The sequence below is a fragment of the Candidatus Bathyarchaeota archaeon genome, from assembly GCA_018396705.1.
Classification (GTDB): Archaea; Thermoproteota; Bathyarchaeia; order Bathyarchaeales; family Bathycorpusculaceae; genus DRVP01.
Window position 1 is genome coordinate 97722 of sequence record JAGTQZ010000001.1, and the last position, 15564, is coordinate 113285.

Consider the following 15564-nt stretch of genomic DNA (forward strand, 5'->3'; position numbering starts at 1 on the left):
TTGGCCGCCTACAGCGAAGTGCTTATGTTGATCATTTTTGCGACGGCTTTGCTGCGGAGTACGCCCAAGCCAAATCGGGTTGTCGCCCTTACGCCGAACTCGCCTGTTCGCGGATCCTCCCAATCCTCAACGGTTATGTCTCTGCGCAACAGCATTACTGCGGCGACCCGCGTATCAATGGCATATGCTGTTCCATTAGGCACCAGAGTGCTCGCCAATACCTTCATGCCCAAAACACTGCCCACAACTCCCCGCTCAAGATCCACATGCTCGGATGGCAAGTACTGCGCATGGATGAACTTGTCATCGTTTAGAAGCTGATGCAACTGCACCTCATTTAAGACAAGCACTGTGGGCCTCCAGTTTTCGCCCCGAACAGCATTATGCAGCTTCACAACGCCACTCCAGTTCAATGCTTGGCCATTATTGTCCATGGGGCCTCCTCCAGCCAAGTCGGCGTTGGCAATACTCCCATACATGGATAGAATATGGTTTGTCTCCGCCTCGCCTAGGGCCCTGCCAACCTTCTCAGTCATAGCCTCCATGACATTCCACGTGGCATCTTCGAGAAACTCGCGGGTCCAAACTTCAGAAGCTTCAGCCACAATGTTCATGTAAATGTCCACGGTGCTGACTTTTTTGCCGCTCAACCGCGTGTAGGCGCCCTCAGCATAGCGATAGGCCACAGCCTTCTCATCCAATGGGAATCTTTCCATGGCTTCCGTGGTGGGCCTGACCATGATGATTTCTCTGCCAATCATTTCAGGGTAGGCAGCCTCAACCAACGTGTCATGCATGTGTCCCAAAGCGCTGACAGTGTCGCTGAAAAGCCTTTCTTTCAAGGCAACTTCGCAGTAGCGCCTCAAAAACGGATGCGACGCCGCTCTCTGGCTTAGGTTTTCCATGAGCTGGCGGAATTCGCTGTCAGACTGCATTAAACTCTCAAAAAGCTTAGGCTTCACCATGCATAACTGCCTCCGCTACTTGTCAACGTAGATGAAGATGAGGTCGCCGGCAGCCGATGCACTTTCCAGAGCCCATCCAAGCTTCCTCGTCCAAGAATGGGTTGCCGAGCCAGCCTCGTTTATGTCGGCTAAAGCCAAAACCCGCTTGGAAGAGTCCGCTCCGTAAACAGCTTTGCCACGAGCTATGGCGCCGCCGGCCACAACCTTAACCCTGCCGCGAACAAGCACTGGGCAAGGCTGACCTGCAGAGACGCTTTTTAGGGCTATGCCAATGCAGTCCTGCGCCGAAGTGGCTGGGCTAACCTTGTCATCAGCGCTTAAATAAACCGGGTCGCCCTTGTTGATGGCGGTTGCAGCCTCAAAGGTTTCAATAACCGCCGTTGGATCGTCTGTTTCACCCGCCGCCATCCAAGGCTTTCCAGTCAAATCAGCCATAAACCATCACTCCACTCATTTTCTTACAGTTTCGGCCAGTTCGTCCTGACCTACTCCCATGGAAGCGCCAAACCTTTCGAGTTTATAGATGACTCTGCGTAGTTCTTGGCACATGCGCTGCGGCCCAAAACCCCAGCTACGCTCAACCATGGGGCTTGGCAAAACAGCCCTCAACATCTTGACAACAGCGTTCACGCTAACCAATCGCTTGGCATTTTTCACAAACACGCCCTCAGTTAGGGCTCCGCCTAAACCGTCTGGCTGCTTAACTGGAGCCATGTATGCTGGATGCATGGCAAGCCAGTCTCGGATTTTCTGCTGATCCCAAAGCTTGCTTTTGGCAAAGAAAATGCTCTGAACGCGGCTTGTCTCCGGCTCGGCTTTAGGCTTGCCCATGATGGCGAAGACGCCGTTCTCCCTGTCAAGCCAAACAGTGCTGAAATGATCCGGCAGAAAAGCCTCCAAGTCCTGATAAAAGCCCAAAATATACTCGCCAGCGGCAATTGGTTCGCCGCCCTGCTCCGTCAGCTTTTCCACGATTTGGATGTTCGCCTCCGGAATGCCGGGCACGGCCACAAGGCTTAACTCAGCGTTGTGTAAGCCTCTTGGAATTTTGCCATCCACAACATCCAATCGCTCGTAGTCGGCGCCTATACTCACATGCCTAATCAAGCCCTTACGAATTTTCTCAGCCACCTCATCATCGTATATTTCAGCCTCATACCATAGGTTTTCACCGTCCCAGTGGGCGTTTACGACTTTGCCAACAGCGTTCGGCACAGACACATGCTCAATATAAACGGGCGCGGAAACAAGCCGACTGGCGAATGCTTCCAGCTCCTCCGGCAGGTAAATGTTCAGGTTTCGGCTTATGCCAGCCGTTAAAGCGATGCCTCTAATCCGCAGCGGCTTGTCAACAATCTTCTCAACAACCTTGAAGGGCAAAACAGCAATGAAATGCTCGGCTCCGCTTTGACGCTTCTGCTGGTGCCGCTTAAACCAGTCTTTAGCCTTCTCCAAAGTCCAACCCTTATAAATGTCAAAGAGATAGCTGACAACCTCCATGGAATGTTTGCCCTTAGGCTTGCCGACAACCGCCTTAATCCCATCCTCCTCAGAAATCACAATGGTGCGAAGGCTTTCGGGCTCGAACTCGTCAACACTGCGGTGGCCGCTCCGAATATAGTTGGCAGTCACCTCCCAAGGCAACTTCATACGCCTCCACATGCACAGCGCACAGCAAAAGAGTAAAGCGCCAAAGAAAATGAAAAGCCGAACTGGACAATCCACTGGCCAGCCCAATGGCCAACAAGAGACCGACAGAATTGGCCAAACAGCTAAACAGCTTAAACTTGACTAAAAAGTTTCAAACAACTTTTGACCTGTAGAAAGCTAAACTACGCCGATTATGGCTTCTTTTCTGCGTTTGCGTCTCCATATGAGCCATGTTTTGATGAATTGTTCTATTTCATGGCGGTTGTATGGATCCTGCCATGCGTGTTCTAGGGCTTGGCACTCGTTTAGGGCGCCTATAAGTCCAAAATAGGCGATAAGCTCATGGTATAGCTGTTCTTTCTCGTGTTCGTTTAGCCAAACCTGCATGGCGCTGAGGATTGCGTCTAATACTATTCTGCTCACTCTTTTGTTGCCCCTCTTTTTATGTAGTTGTTAGTTCTTTGCGGATTATATATTCGGTGATGGCTTTCACTATAAGGTTTATGTTTTTGAATGTGTCTTCTGAAAATTTTTGGATTATTTCATCTACTATTTTCTGTATTGTTGCTTTGTAAGCGTCTGGCAGGTGGTTGATTCTTTTTTCTAAGTGCTTTTTGATTTCGCCGCTGATTTCTGGCTTTTTGAGCATTGGGATGGCGCATGAAATGTCTCGGATAGCCATTGTGAGATAGACTATTCTGGCTGTGGGATTGGGTTTCGCCATCTCCCATGCTTGAAGCTCTTCAGCTGTTGGTTCAAGCATGTATCGGACGTAGGCTACTTGGTCTTCGATGTATCCGCCTTCTACTAGAAATTTTGTTACGTCGTATTCCTTGGCAGCCATGGCTGCCCCGTAAAGAATTTCTGTGGCAACATTTTCCGGCAAACCATAATCGCGCATGACTTGCCGCAGTTCGGCTGGAAACTTGATTTTATAGTATTCTGGCGAGCCGTGAAGAATGGAGTGGGCTGCTTGGCGTCTAACTCCGGCTTCAGCAACGTCTGGCGGCAGGCTTGAAACTCTGTCCAGGTAAATGTTTATTGTGGGTTTTCCTTGTAGGGCGTCGTGGGTGGCGAAAAATCCTTGACTGCTTGATGTTTCAAAAATGTTTAGGTTTACGGAGAATGTCATTGGCGGGCCTAGTCTTTCATAGCACTCGGCGATGATGCCTAACAACTTTTCAGCTAAATCTTTGTTAACATTTCCAAAAGTTTGAAGTTTCACGATATGTTCAACACCTTTAACAGTTGCAGACACCGGTTTTTACTCCTCCGCCGGTTTTTCTACATATTTTTCATATTGTTCTAAGACTCTATCTATTTGGTCCTCGAGGAAGTCCCATGGTGTCGTGTGGGGCATGCTTAAGGCTTTGATGGCTTTTTTAAGTCTTTCATATTTCTCTCTTGGAATTTCGAAGTACTCGTATTCTTCGGATTCCCATCGTAGGAAGAAGCGTATTGCTTGACGTATAAACTCCTCTCGACGCGTGTAGCCCTTATGTCTATGTTTTTCGACAAATTCTTCAACTTCGCGGAGGAGTTCTGCCGGTAAAATTACAGATTGGTGAAGCATGGCTTCGATAGCGTCTTGATAGGTTTGCATTTTGCTTGTTTGGGCCATAAGTTCGCCTAAAAGGGCCGTGAGTTTTTGGTGGACGTCGTCTGAAACTCTTAAGGTTTTCATTGGTCTGCACCGTTTATATTTTTATAGCGTAAGTCTTTTAAATGTTTCTGATATACCAAATATACAAAATGCAAAGAAGGGTTTAAACAATGCCACGCAAGTGCATAGTTAAGGTAATCCTAAGCAAAGAACAAAAAGAAATGTTGCAAGAGTTGGCGCGAAGACTTGGAACTAGCGAAAGCGAAACCATGAGGATGGCTCTGATGGACTATGTGAAATCTCTAAGCCTCATGGAGGAACGTGTCAGAAGGCAAGCTCATTCTTTTTCAAAGTTCGATTCTAACTCGGTCAAATCAATAACTTAAAAGAATTAAACGCTTAGCAACTTTTATACACTAGAAGACACTAACTTTGAGAGAGAGAGAAAGATGAAGTTGACTGGAAAAGCTTTTGACGAACTTCTGCTGAAGGCTGTTGACGAGGCGTTGTCTTCTTTGGGTGAATCTGCAAGACAGTCCATATATTTCCATCTTCAGGACAAGTTTAAAATTTCAAGGGAAGAAATTCCAAAACGCATAGATGAGTTTGCTGAGGGCCTTGAGAAAATTTTCGGTGCGGGTGCGCGTTTTCTAGAAATCATGATAATGAAGAGGCTATATGCCCACCTAGGGCAGCCCCTTGAATGGGATGATCGTGAAGAATTTGTTTTTGTTAATTATGTTAAAGCTGCAAGGCGTAGTTTTCAGAAGGCAAAGGTGAAATAATCTTTTCTTATTGATTCTGAATTCATAATGATTTAATTGGTGTCCGAAAAAGTTTTTACGTATAATATCGTAATATTCAATATGTTTGTCAGGCGAAAAACCATTGACGCTCAAAGACTTCCAAAAAACAATCCTAGAAGCTATCGAAGAGGGACTGGAGACCCTTGGCGAATCACCGAAACAAGCCATACTATTTCATGTAGAAAACACCTTTAAACTGCAAAAGGAGGAAATACCCCAAAACTTGACGGAATTTAAGAAGGCCCTTGAAACAATCTTCGGCCCCGGCGCACCCTATCTTGAAAAGCTTATACTGGAAAAACTCTGCAATAAGCTAAACTTGAAACTTGAAGCAGAAAATTCAGACTTATTGAGCAACGTAGAGAACCTTAAAAAGCGTCTACTTTCCTCAGGTGATACCTAACATGGTGGAAAAACAAGAAGCAACCTGCTTTTTGGAAGTTTTTCACGCGTTGTTTGACGGTTTAGAAGAGCTCGTTTGCATAATAGATCCGGAAACAAATGAAATACTTTTGGCAAATGATGCATTTAAACGGGTCTACGGGGAAGCTGAGGGCAAAAAATGTTATAGAGTTCTTCACAAACTTGAAAGTCCTTGTCCCTTCTGCAACAATACATGCATTTTTGGAGAAAACCTTGGCAAAGTCTGTGCGTGGGAGTATAAATGCGATGAAACTGGACGATGGTACAAATGTTTTGACAAGGCCATCCCATGGTCTGGAGGCAAGTATGTAAAATTCGGAATGGCTGTAGACCTAACAAGATACAAAGAGATGGAGAACGCTCTAATTGAAAGCGAAAAGCGGTACCGCACTCTTGTTGAAGCGGCTCCAGATATAATATACACAATTTCATCTGAAGGAAAGATTATTTCGCTTAATCCAGCCTTCGAAAAAATCACCGGATGGAAACGTGAAGAGTGGATCGGCAAACCCTTTGTGGAGATCATCCATCCGGAAGATGTTCCTAAGGCTGTCGAAAATTTCCAGAAAACTTTGGCTGGTAAGCCTGAACTAGTCGAGCTTAGGGTGCGTACTGGGTCTGGCGAATATTTAATCGGCGAGTTTATAAGCGTGCCGCTAATTGAGAATGGCCAGATATTTGGTGGGCTTGGAATAGCCCGCGACATTACAAACCGCAAAAAATACGAGGAAAGCATTCAAGAGATCTGTACCTTCCTAAACGCTTTACTCCAAGCTATTCCGGACATGGTATTTTTCAAGGACGTGAATAGGCGGTATCTTATTGTTAACAGTGCCTTCGAAAAACTTGCAGGTTTGAAGAAGGAAGATATCATAGGAAAGAGAGCTGAAGAGATTCTTCCCTCTGAGCTGGCTTGCCAATGTAGGAATAGCGACGAGATGGTATTTCAGAAGAATGCAACGGTGCATGTGATAGAATATACTGTAAACGAAAAAGGTGAAAAGAGATTTCTTGATACGGTAAAGGTTCCCATTTTTGACAAAGATGGAAAAACCGTGGGTTTAATAGGCGTATGTCGTGACATTACAGATAGGAAGCTTATAGAGGATAAACTTAGAGAAAGCGAGGAGCTTTTCCGCTCCATTGTAGAAAACTCCCATGATGGCATAGCCATAATAGACGAAAACTATAGGATTATCTATGCAAACGAAATGTTAGCTGGAATTTTAGGATACCCGATGGACAAAATAATCGGGCAAGATTTTAGAAAATTCTTAGCAGAAGATTTTAAACCCCTCTTTACGGATAAAAGGCTGCGTGAACAAGCGAAACAAGCTGAACGGCAAAAGGGAACACGCTTTTTCTCGAAGTATGAGCTGAAAATTAGAGGGGAAAAAAGCGAGGAAAAAATAGTTTTTGTTAAAACCACAACACTGCGAGACGCTCAAGGAAAAATGCGGACAATAGCCCAGGTGCTTGATATAACCCAACGAAGAAAGCTTGAAGAGGAGAGATGCCTCTTCGAAAAAAGACTTTCAGAGCTAAACAGGTATGCACAGAAACTCAACCAAGCCCGAAGTCTAAAAGAAATTTATAGGCTTATTTTGGACGCTATGGAGAAAACTTTAGGTTTCGAGTATACTGGCATTTTCATAAAAGAGGGAGAAGTTCTCCGTCCAGTTGCTTGTCGCGGATATTCAAAAGCATTATCGCTTAAACTATACACTGATGAAGACGAGGCCATAGCTGTCAAGGCCGTCAACGCCGGAAAGTCAGTAACTGTTCCAGACATTAGAAAGGAAAAAGCCTACATTAAAAATGTAGAAGAAGTGCGGTCTGAACTTGCGGTGCCAATGAAAGTTGGTAGGAAAGTTTTAGGAGTACTAAACGTTGAAAGTCGAAAGATAGACGCCTTCAATGAAGAGCATAGGAAACTTCTTGAAGTGTTGGCCTCCCACGCCGCCATTGCCATAAACAACTTGAAAAGGCAGGAAAAATTGGCGGCTTTAAATGCTTATGGAAGAAACCTTAGCAAGGCGAAAAGCATAGGGGAAGTCTGCAAGCAAACTTTGCATGCTGTGCAGAAAATTTTGGGCTTTAAATATATAGACTTTTTCTTGGTTCAAGGGAAAACCTTACGATTGATAGGCTCTCTTGGGCTGTCACGCCCCTTGCAGATAGTTTTGCCGTTAGATGGTGATAAGGGCATAACTGTTAGAGCTGCTAAAATCGGGAAAGCAGTTTATCTTCCAAACGTGAGGAAAGATGAAGCCTACGTAGACGCTGGAGTTAAGGGGCTCTTATCCGAACTTGCGGTGCCAATAAAGCTAGGCGAAAAGGTTTTAGGCGTCCTAAACGTTGAAAGCGAAAAACTAGACGCTTTCGATGATGAGGACCGGCGTTTCCTTGAGATATTAGCTTCCCATGTTGCAATAGCCATAAGCAACATCCAAAGAAGAGAGAATCTTGAAGATCTTTCAAGAAACCTCCAGCACCTTATAAGAAGCTCTACGAGAATAATGCAAACTAAGGATATACACAGGAAGTTGAAAGAAATTGCAAAGGCTCTTCAGAAGTTGGGATTTGAGAAGGCGGTAATCTCTTTAAGAGACGAAAACCTTGAACGGAAAGACCTAGCTGCCTTTGGATTGACGAGAAATGAAGCCAGGGCTTTAGCCAAACATATTATCCCTGGAAGCGTTTGGAGAGAGTTCTTAGGCCCACGGTTTGAAAAATACAAAATCGGCGATTTCTATTGTCTATCGAAGGATGACCCAACGATTCCAAGGGAAGTGTTTTCCAAATTTTTCGTTGATTGGCCGATTAACACGTTGCTGTATGCACCTATCCGTACACCAGAGGGAAAAATTGTAGCCATAATATCCTTACACAATCCCAAAGAGATAATGAAGCTGAGTAGGGAGTTTCTCATGCCGCTTGAGATTTTCCTACACCAAGTAGCTATGATTCTTGAGAACGCAGAGCTCTTTGAAAACCTTGAGAAGGCCCAGAAGGAGCTTGAGGCATACGCGAATCAGCTTGAGGAGAAAGTGGAGGAGCGTACCCGTGAGCTAAGAGAGATGCATGACCAACTGCTTAAAGCCCAGAGACTGGCAGTTATAGGCGAACTGGCGGGCATGATTGGCCACGATCTACGTAACCCGCTTACAAGCATTGCCGGCGCCACTTATTACCTTAAGAGGCGGCTAAGCCAAACAGGAGACCAAAGAATCATGGAAATGCTTGAGCTCATTGAGAAAAACATAGCATACTCAAACAAGATAATAAACGATCTCCTCGACTATTCTAGGGAAGTAAAACTCGACGTAGCCGAGACAACGCCAGAAAACCTTCTAAACGAAGCGTTAGCCGCTGTCGAGATTCCGCAAAACATTAAGGTTATAAAATTAGCGAACGAAAAGCCGAAAGTGAAAGTTGATTTTGAGAAAATGAAAAGAGTTTTCGTAAACCTTGTAAAGAACGCTGTGGACGCCATGCCACATGGCGGAACTTTAACAATCAAAAGCATGAAAGAAGGCGGCAACGTTGTTTTCACGGTTTCAGACACAGGCATAGGCATGACTGAAGAAGTGTTAAAGAAGCTTTGGACACCCCTGTTCACCACGAAAGCAAAAGGCATGGGCTTCGGCTTAGCCATATGTAAACGTTTTGTTGAGGCCCACGGGGGCACCATAACTGTTGAAAGCGCCCCCGGGAAGGGTACAACCTTCACGGTTACTCTTCCCATTGAACCCAAAATAGAAGGAGAAGGAGGTGAAAAAATATGGTTGAAAACGCTAGAATCCTCATTGTCGACGACGACGAAAACATAAGAAAAGTGTTGGCAATGATTCTTGAGGATGAAGGCTACACCGTTGACCAAGCGGAAACAGCCAAACAAGCCATTGAAAAGACGCGGAGAAACTTTTACAACGTAGCCCTCATTGACATCCGGCTGCCAGACATGGAAGGCATAGAACTCCTAACAAAGATAAAGGACACGGTGCCCAGAATGCGGAAAATAATTGTGACAGGTTATCCCACATTGCAAAACGCCATCGAAGCCGTAAACCGCGGAGCCGACGCCTACATACTGAAACCCTTCGACGTTAACAAAGTTCTAGCCACCATCAAAGAACAACTCAGAAAACAGGAAGAAGAACGACAATACAGCCAAGAAAAAGTAGCTGAATTCATAGAAACCCGTGTAAGAGAACTAGAAGCTGAAAAAATAGCCCAAAAACGCCCCTAGACCCCCCACTCTACACCCATTTTTCAATGTCCTTCTCTCCACAAATTTTCCAGAGCCCGTCATCCTGGCATGAAAACAAGACTTATCAGAGGTTCTTCCGAAAAAGAAAATAGCCGGGTCAATGAATAAAAACCTACGGGATCAAGTGAAAACAATGCGGGGTTGCCCTAGCCTGGTAGGGGGCAGGCCTGCTAAGCCTGTGGTCCATTTGGGCCGCGCGGGTTCAAATCCCGCACCCCGCGCCAAATCAGAAGCACCGTTTCCGACACCTCCAATTATCCCGTGATTTAACAATGCGTATAATCGGAGATTTGCCTTAAGATGCAGTGTACATGTCCCAGAGTGATGGTTTGCAGTTTGCTAAGCCTGTGGTTCGTTTGGTTGAATTGCGTGACTGGTGTCTGTTTCGCAGCTGAAGCATAGGGTGCTTTCGCGGTTTGTCCAGAAGGTTTTACCGCATTTCTTACAAGTAATCTTGTGCAGTAAATCCTTTTTTGCTGGCGATGTAAAAATATGTTGGGGTTTTGGAAAGGTTATGGCTTTTTTATGGCAGATTGGTTCGCAGGCTGTGCAGCCATTAACGCATTTGTGAGGGTTAGCCACCAATGCTTTGCCGTTCATAAAGGCGAATACACTGTTCGGGCAGTATTCCACGCAGCGGGGCTTGCCGTAAGTTGTGCAGCCATCGCATTTTTCTGGAAAAATTGTCGGATACCATGGTGTACAGGCTTTAGTCATATTTCATGCCTATTTTCATTTTTCATGTTTCTGCGACAGTCATAACAGTATTCTACGTCAAAGTTTGTTAGGAAGGTTTTGCCGCAGCTCTTGCATTTCACTTCCTTTAGCATGCCTTCTTTTATTGGTTGAACAGCTTTTAAGGCGTCTATTGCTTCTTGGGCGCATGGGCATGGACGTTTTACTCCAAAGTCGTTTTCGCTTGTCATACCTACAGCGACCCGCTTAAAAAGCCATATAACAGCCCGAAGGTTACGCTTCCAGCCCAAGCTATTACCACATAAGTGGCTACAACCTTCAATTTGGCTATTCTTGAAACTGCCATGGCGTTGGCGAAGTCGTATGGCTGTCCCATAAGCCAACTTAGCAAAGCGCCCTTTGACATGCCCTTACTCCATAACTCTTGCCCCAACGCAATTTCAACAAGGGTTGGTGTATAAAGTGGCCCGCCCAAAACTGATGCTATTAAAACGCCAGTAACACCCGTTAAATATGCTTCAACAATTTCTTCGGGGATGAACGCTGAAAGGTAGCCCACAACTATAAGCCCTATAATGAAGAATGAAAGAATCTGTTTTGCTAAGTACCCCGCAAATTTAAGCGCTGCCCAAAGCCTCTCATCTAAAGGCGGCTTAACAATTTCCACTTTTGCTGAAGACGCGGCGGAATTGGCTACTTGAAACTCTTTTTCGATAGCTTTGCCCCACGGTGTCTTGGAAACAACTATGCCTGCAATCAGGGCCACTGCTGCAGACACTATTATGCGCACTACAGCTATTTCCCACGAAATCATTTCGCCAGTCATTAGGATTGTTAGGATGTTCGCCGCCGGTGCCATTAAAAGGAACGCGATAGCTGGGCCTATTCCAGCCCCAGCGTACAGCACTCCACCGAAAAGTGGAACCATCGTGCATGAGCAAACAGTTAGGAAGGGCGCCATTCCAAGAGCCAACAAGTATCCGACGGCTTTACCCCGCCCCATATATTTTGTTATGGTCTCTTTTGGCACAAACTCGTAGATTAGTCCTGCGACGCTGAACGCGAAAAGGAGGCATATCCAAGCGTGGCTGAAGTAGTCGGCAATGTAAAGCGCCGGAATGGCTAAATATACAAGCGGTGTACCCCACAAACCAAGCTCGTCCAGCTTGTTTCTGAACGTCTCTTTTGTAGGCCGGGCTGTGACGCGACTATAGATTAGGAGGCCTATAACTATTATGAAGAAGGCTAACAGAATACCAGTTCGAACAGTTCTCTTTGTTTTCTCTTCCATGTTTTTCGCCCTTTTACTTGGCTGCTTCCATTATTATTTTTTCCACTTCTTCTGGGCTTGGAACCCGCCCCATGATTTTGACCGTGTTGTTTATGGCTATGGCAGGTGAGACCAGTACGCCGTATTTTTGAACAGTTTCCTTTGACATTATGTTAGCCTTTTCAATGTTCACCATAACACCAGCTTGCCTAAGCTTTTCAGCCGCCTTCTCCACAGCCTTTTTTGCTGCTTGACAACGCATGCAAGGTGGCTCCGGCCCAATGACTTCAACTTTAACCTCTTTCATCTCCGTTTCACCTTGTAAAGTGAAGTGAGAATATAGCAATATTTAAATATTGTTATAGACTTTGCTTTAAAACGTGCATCCAACAATGAAAAACATAGACAAGTTTAGGGCTAGGGTGTTCAACGCGCTTGCTGATCCTGTTAGGCTTAAGATTCTCGAGTTCTTGCGCAGTGGTGAGCGCTGTGTCTGCGAAATTGTCCCTTATGTTGGGATAGCTCAGCCACTGGTTTCTAGGCACTTGGCGATCCTGAAGCGGTGCGGACTTGTAAGGGATAGGAAAGAGGGAAACAAGCGGTTCTATTCGGTGACAAGTCCGACTGTTTTCAGGGTGATTGACGCTGTTGACACAAGTTTTGTGGATGCACTTATGAAGCATGTTGTTGAACAAATAGCCTAGAGGGGGGAGTTAAAAATGGTTGTGAAGGTTGAAACTTTCACGGCTGAACCGCCATGTGCGGGTTGCCTAAAACTTTTGGAGTATGCGGATTTGATTAAGGCGAGATATGGCGATAGAGTGGAAGTGGTAAAGCATATCGGGCCATGCGAGGAGTTCAGCAAATACGGCTTAACAGTGGTTCCAGCCATAGTCTTCAATGAAGGCAAAATAAAAATCATGGGTGTCTGCCCAAGCCTTCAAACCATCGAGGCGGCGCTTAAGGAAATGGGGGTTTAGAACATGCCGGTAAAAGTTGAAGTTTTCACTTCTGAACCGCCATGCTCCGGCGGAAGACTGCTCCTCAAACTCGTAGAGAAAATCAAAGAGGAGTATATGGACAAGATAGAGGTTGAAATTTACCGTGGAATGAACCCGAAATTAAGCGAGTATGGCATAAACGCCAGCCCCGCGGTAGTCATCGACAAGGACATTCGTATAATAGGGGTTTGCCCAAGTGAAGAAACCTTCAAAGAAGCATTAAGAGAGGCAGGCGTTCAATAGTGTCCGAGGTTGTCAAACAGACTTGGCGTGGAATACCCCGCGAGAAGATAGATTGGCATCCAACCGTTGACCCGGAACTTTGCATAGGATGCGGTATATGCGTCTTAAATTGCGGGAAAAACGTTTACCGGTTCGACTACGAGAAAATGTGGTTGTTGTTGCAAATCCAATGAACTGCATGGTGGGCTGCACAACATGCCAAAACACTTGCCCGCAACACGCAATAAGTTTTCCGCCGTTATCTTACCTGCACAAGTTGATAAAGAAGAATATGGTGGTGCAACGTAGCAGAGAAGAACTACTAGCAAACAGGACAAAATACGAGGTTAAAAAGTAGTTTGGAGATGCCTTTTGGAGAAAAACGCCGAGGATTTGGCTGAACTTCTTTTTGCAGATGTTATTGTCAGAAAGATTAAGATCAAGGAGATTTCGCCTTGCACCGCCGACCCGGAAAGGATTAAGTTTTTGGCGCAGGCTGACAAGCTCCTGGAAGATGTTTTGCCGATTCTCTATTTGGCTATTCCAAACGCCAAATACTCCGAAAAGCTTGGCGCATTAAGCTATATGTACCAGCAACACTTGATAACCATCTTCGCTAATGGCAGAGTCAGCATGACTTACGTTAAAGATAGAGACGAGGCAAACCAGCTTGTTGAAGAGGCTAGGCGGCTGATAAACCGCGCCATAATATACTTGAAAACCCATGGAAAGCCAAGCCCCGAGACCGTTCAAGCCAAAAAAGAGCTGACGCCAGTAAAAATTTACGAGATGCTGCCAAAAACGAACTGCAAAATGTGTAGAGAACAAGGCTGCTTCGCCTTTGCAACCAAACTCTTAAACGGAGAGAAAACACTGCAAGATTGCCCACCACTAGACTATAAGGAGCACAGCAAACTCAAGTTTCAAATAGAGAAAATGCTCAGCCCAATCAAGTTGAAGTAGAAGCAACTGCAACTTTCAAAACATATTTAAATATTTTGTTTCGTAATCAGCCATGGGATTCAATAGAATGTCCAAGCCAAAGATTAATGAAAGACTCATGCGGCTGGTGATTTCTGGACTTTGCCCTCGCGAGGACCCAACAAAATATGCGGAAGAACTAAAAGAGTTAGCCAACGCTGTTGTAAACGTTGACGAAGCTGAAAGTCTGTGCAGGACTTTAAGGGCGTTAGCAGACACAAACAGGATAAGAATTCTGAAACTGTTAGAGGTTAGGGAAATGTGCGTCTGCGAGATCATGATCGCTCTTGGATTGACTCAGCCAACTGCCTCGCATCACCTTGGTATACTGGAAAATGCCGGACTTATAAAGGGACGAAAAGAAGGTAAATGGGTCTTCTATAAAATTGCGAAGCCGGGATTGATGCGGATCATGCAAGAATTAGAAAAATTGGGAACGGAGGAGTAAGTGTTAATTTGGTATTTCACCTTGGTTTGCATATTATCTCTCGAATCTTACGCCTATTCTCCTTCATGCCAAAAATGGATTCTAGTTGCAGGAAATCTTTGCTTTTTAAGGCTTCCATAACTATGGCTGTGTCTACGCCCCCACCCTTTTCGTAGCCAAGCATTCCGGTTCCGCCGACCGCAATAATTTCTTCACCTGGCTTGATGTAGCCGGCGTCCGCCGCAACCAAGGCCACTTCAACACATACTTTGAGTCCTTCGCCGAACCTGCGGAGGGTATCTTGCACTTGTTCTGGATACTCGTACTGGAAATCAGATGCATAACAGAAGTTGTGGCCTAACTGCTTCAACTTATCCTGCAATGTTTTTGGGAACTCTGGAAATTTTGGTCCACGTATCCCAATGACTGTCAGCTTTACGTTGCTGTCTTTGAAAATTTCTAAGGCTTTTTCTGCAGAGAAGCCAGTTATGGAGGCTAGAACAATATTTTTGATGGCTCTTTTTTCAGCTCGCTCCTTAACAAGTTTAAGGGTGGTCTCTGTATTATGTTTTCCACCGGACTCAAAGTAAACGATTTTTTCTTCGGTTGGCATACGTTTTTCCCTCTTTAAAACTTTAAATGGTCCAATACGAGCATATTAAGATGTCTTCTCGTTTGAACTCCTTTTTGAGGAACTTTATAACATCCTCTTCTTCTAGATATCTGTTTCCATGCTTATCCCTCTTCAGTGGAATGCTTGTCTCTCTAAGCTTTTCACCTTCTGGGAAATCTAAAAAAACATAGTAAGCAGGCCCTGAAGGTAGTATAAGCCTCAAATTGGTTAGTTCTCTTTTTGGCGATAAACCATTTTGTTCTATATTATAGACTATGGCTTGAGGTTTCAGGCTTTCAGCTAAACGTTTAAACTCAATCCAACTCCTAACCTTGACTACACCCTCGCTCGGACTCTCTTTTGGCCGCATGTTTGCATCATAACAATGTTGGGCTTTCATATTTAAGGACGTTGTAGCCTATGGAAAGAGTTCTATTTCCTTCTTGGCACCGCATTTGGTGCACACGAGTCTGACGTGTGACTTGTCTTCTGTGAGGTCTTCAGCTTTCCATTCATGTTCACATTCAGCCTTGTCTTCTTTTGTTTTACACATGATTGTCCCTCAGCATTACTTCATATTCAAAAATTTAAATTTATTGTTTTATTGTATATCTGTTACATAAATTAGGCCAAT

General features: G+C 45.0%; 22 protein-coding genes, 1 tRNA gene and 1 pseudogene. 12 read left to right on the forward strand and 12 right to left on the reverse strand.

Features of this window, described 5'->3' with window-relative positions; all coding sequences use genetic code 11:
- Window positions 1–8: 8 nt before the first annotated feature.
- The 6 genes from KEJ24_00585 to KEJ24_00610 form a co-directional block, all read right to left on the reverse strand.
- A complete protein-coding gene (locus KEJ24_00585) occupies window positions 9–965 on the reverse strand; it encodes a phage major capsid protein (protein MBS7646326.1) in 957 nt (318 codons plus the stop codon).
- A 15-nt stretch (window positions 966–980) separates the two neighbouring features.
- Window positions 981–1400, reverse strand: a complete 420-nt coding sequence (locus KEJ24_00590) for a DUF2190 family protein (GenBank protein ID MBS7646327.1) — start codon at window positions 1398–1400, stop codon at window positions 981–983.
- Between the two features lie 15 nt (window positions 1401–1415).
- Complete coding sequence (locus KEJ24_00595; protein MBS7646328.1) at window positions 1416–2615, reverse strand: hypothetical protein; 1200 nt, start codon at window positions 2613–2615, stop codon at window positions 1416–1418.
- A 177-nt stretch (window positions 2616–2792) separates the two neighbouring features.
- Window positions 2793–3038, reverse strand: coding sequence for a hypothetical protein (locus KEJ24_00600; protein ID MBS7646329.1), 246 nt, complete (start codon window positions 3036–3038; stop codon window positions 2793–2795).
- A gap of 19 nt (window positions 3039–3057) precedes the next feature.
- The gene (locus KEJ24_00605; protein MBS7646330.1) at window positions 3058–3873 is read right to left on the reverse strand and encodes a hypothetical protein; all 816 of its coding nucleotides are present in this window, start codon (window positions 3871–3873) and stop codon (window positions 3058–3060) included.
- 6 nt (window positions 3874–3879) lie between these two features.
- Entirely contained in the window at window positions 3880–4299 is a 420-nt protein-coding gene (locus KEJ24_00610; GenBank protein ID MBS7646331.1) for a hypothetical protein, read from the reverse strand.
- An 89-nt stretch (window positions 4300–4388) separates the two neighbouring features.
- Here KEJ24_00610 and KEJ24_00615 point away from each other — a divergent pair, with 89 nt between their 5' ends.
- From KEJ24_00615 to KEJ24_00640, 6 genes are all read left to right on the forward strand, one after another.
- The gene (locus KEJ24_00615) at window positions 4389–4604 is read left to right on the forward strand and encodes a ribbon-helix-helix protein, CopG family (protein ID MBS7646332.1); all 216 of its coding nucleotides are present in this window, start codon (window positions 4389–4391) and stop codon (window positions 4602–4604) included.
- Window positions 4605–4667: 63 nt separating this feature from the next.
- Window positions 4668–5003, forward strand: a complete 336-nt coding sequence (locus tag KEJ24_00620) for a hypothetical protein (protein ID MBS7646333.1) — start codon at window positions 4668–4670, stop codon at window positions 5001–5003.
- Between the two features lie 103 nt (window positions 5004–5106).
- Window positions 5107–5427, forward strand: coding sequence for a hypothetical protein (locus KEJ24_00625; GenBank protein ID MBS7646334.1), 321 nt, complete (start codon window positions 5107–5109; stop codon window positions 5425–5427).
- Window position 5428: 1 nt separating this feature from the next.
- Entirely contained in the window at window positions 5429–9280 is a 3852-nt protein-coding gene (locus KEJ24_00630; GenBank protein MBS7646335.1) for a PAS domain S-box protein, read from the forward strand.
- Complete coding sequence (locus KEJ24_00635) at window positions 9232–9699, forward strand: response regulator (GenBank protein MBS7646336.1); 468 nt, start codon at window positions 9232–9234, stop codon at window positions 9697–9699. The genes KEJ24_00630 and KEJ24_00635 overlap by 49 nt, the downstream gene beginning before the upstream one ends.
- 156 nt (window positions 9700–9855) lie before the next feature.
- A tRNA-Ser gene (locus tag KEJ24_00640) sits at window positions 9856–9944 on the forward strand.
- 115 nt (window positions 9945–10059) lie between these two features.
- On the opposite strand, the gene KEJ24_00645 is transcribed toward KEJ24_00640, so the two are convergent.
- The 4 genes from KEJ24_00645 to KEJ24_00660 are packed head-to-tail and all read right to left on the reverse strand — an operon-like array spanning window position 10060 to window position 11993.
- Window positions 10060–10437, reverse strand: a complete 378-nt coding sequence (locus KEJ24_00645; protein MBS7646337.1) for a ferredoxin family protein — start codon at window positions 10435–10437, stop codon at window positions 10060–10062.
- The gene (locus KEJ24_00650) at window positions 10434–10646 is read right to left on the reverse strand and encodes a hypothetical protein (protein MBS7646338.1); all 213 of its coding nucleotides are present in this window, start codon (window positions 10644–10646) and stop codon (window positions 10434–10436) included. The genes KEJ24_00645 and KEJ24_00650 overlap by 4 nt, the downstream gene beginning before the upstream one ends.
- A 2-nt stretch (window positions 10647–10648) precedes the next feature.
- Window positions 10649–11707 carry a permease gene (locus tag KEJ24_00655; protein MBS7646339.1) on the reverse strand — a complete coding sequence of 353 codons (1059 nt, stop codon included), beginning with the start codon at window positions 11705–11707 and terminating at the stop codon, window positions 10649–10651.
- Between the two features lie 13 nt (window positions 11708–11720).
- The gene (locus tag KEJ24_00660; protein ID MBS7646340.1) at window positions 11721–11993 is read right to left on the reverse strand and encodes a thioredoxin family protein; all 273 of its coding nucleotides are present in this window, start codon (window positions 11991–11993) and stop codon (window positions 11721–11723) included.
- Between the two features lie 85 nt (window positions 11994–12078).
- On the opposite strand from KEJ24_00660, the gene KEJ24_00665 reads away from it, so the two are divergent.
- From KEJ24_00665 to KEJ24_00690, 6 genes and pseudogenes are all read left to right on the forward strand, one after another.
- Window positions 12079–12390: a winged helix-turn-helix transcriptional regulator gene (locus tag KEJ24_00665; protein ID MBS7646341.1), complete on the forward strand. Its 312-nt coding sequence runs from the start codon at window positions 12079–12081 to the stop codon at window positions 12388–12390.
- A gap of 15 nt (window positions 12391–12405) precedes the next feature.
- Entirely contained in the window at window positions 12406–12666 is a 261-nt protein-coding gene (locus KEJ24_00670) for a thioredoxin family protein (protein ID MBS7646342.1), read from the forward strand.
- Between the two features lie 3 nt (window positions 12667–12669).
- Complete coding sequence (locus tag KEJ24_00675; protein ID MBS7646343.1) at window positions 12670–12930, forward strand: thioredoxin family protein; 261 nt, start codon at window positions 12670–12672, stop codon at window positions 12928–12930.
- A pseudogene (locus tag KEJ24_00680) lies at window positions 12927–13267 on the forward strand (ferredoxin family protein). The gene KEJ24_00675 and the pseudogene KEJ24_00680 overlap by 4 nt, the downstream one beginning before the upstream one ends.
- A 14-nt stretch (window positions 13268–13281) precedes the next feature.
- Window positions 13282–13872, forward strand: a complete 591-nt coding sequence (locus KEJ24_00685; protein MBS7646344.1) for a hypothetical protein — start codon at window positions 13282–13284, stop codon at window positions 13870–13872.
- Between the two features lie 97 nt (window positions 13873–13969).
- A complete protein-coding gene (locus KEJ24_00690) occupies window positions 13970–14338 on the forward strand; it encodes a helix-turn-helix transcriptional regulator (protein MBS7646345.1) in 369 nt (122 codons plus the stop codon).
- Between the two features lie 16 nt (window positions 14339–14354).
- Here KEJ24_00690 and KEJ24_00695 read toward each other — a convergent pair whose 3' ends face one another.
- Window positions 14355–14930 (reverse strand): hypothetical protein, encoded by a 576-nt coding sequence (locus KEJ24_00695; GenBank protein ID MBS7646346.1) that lies wholly within the window; start codon window positions 14928–14930, stop codon window positions 14355–14357.
- A gap of 22 nt (window positions 14931–14952) precedes the next feature.
- Window positions 14953–15300, reverse strand: a complete 348-nt coding sequence (locus tag KEJ24_00700; protein MBS7646347.1) for a hypothetical protein — start codon at window positions 15298–15300, stop codon at window positions 14953–14955.
- Between the last annotated feature and the right edge of the window lie 264 nt (window positions 15301–15564).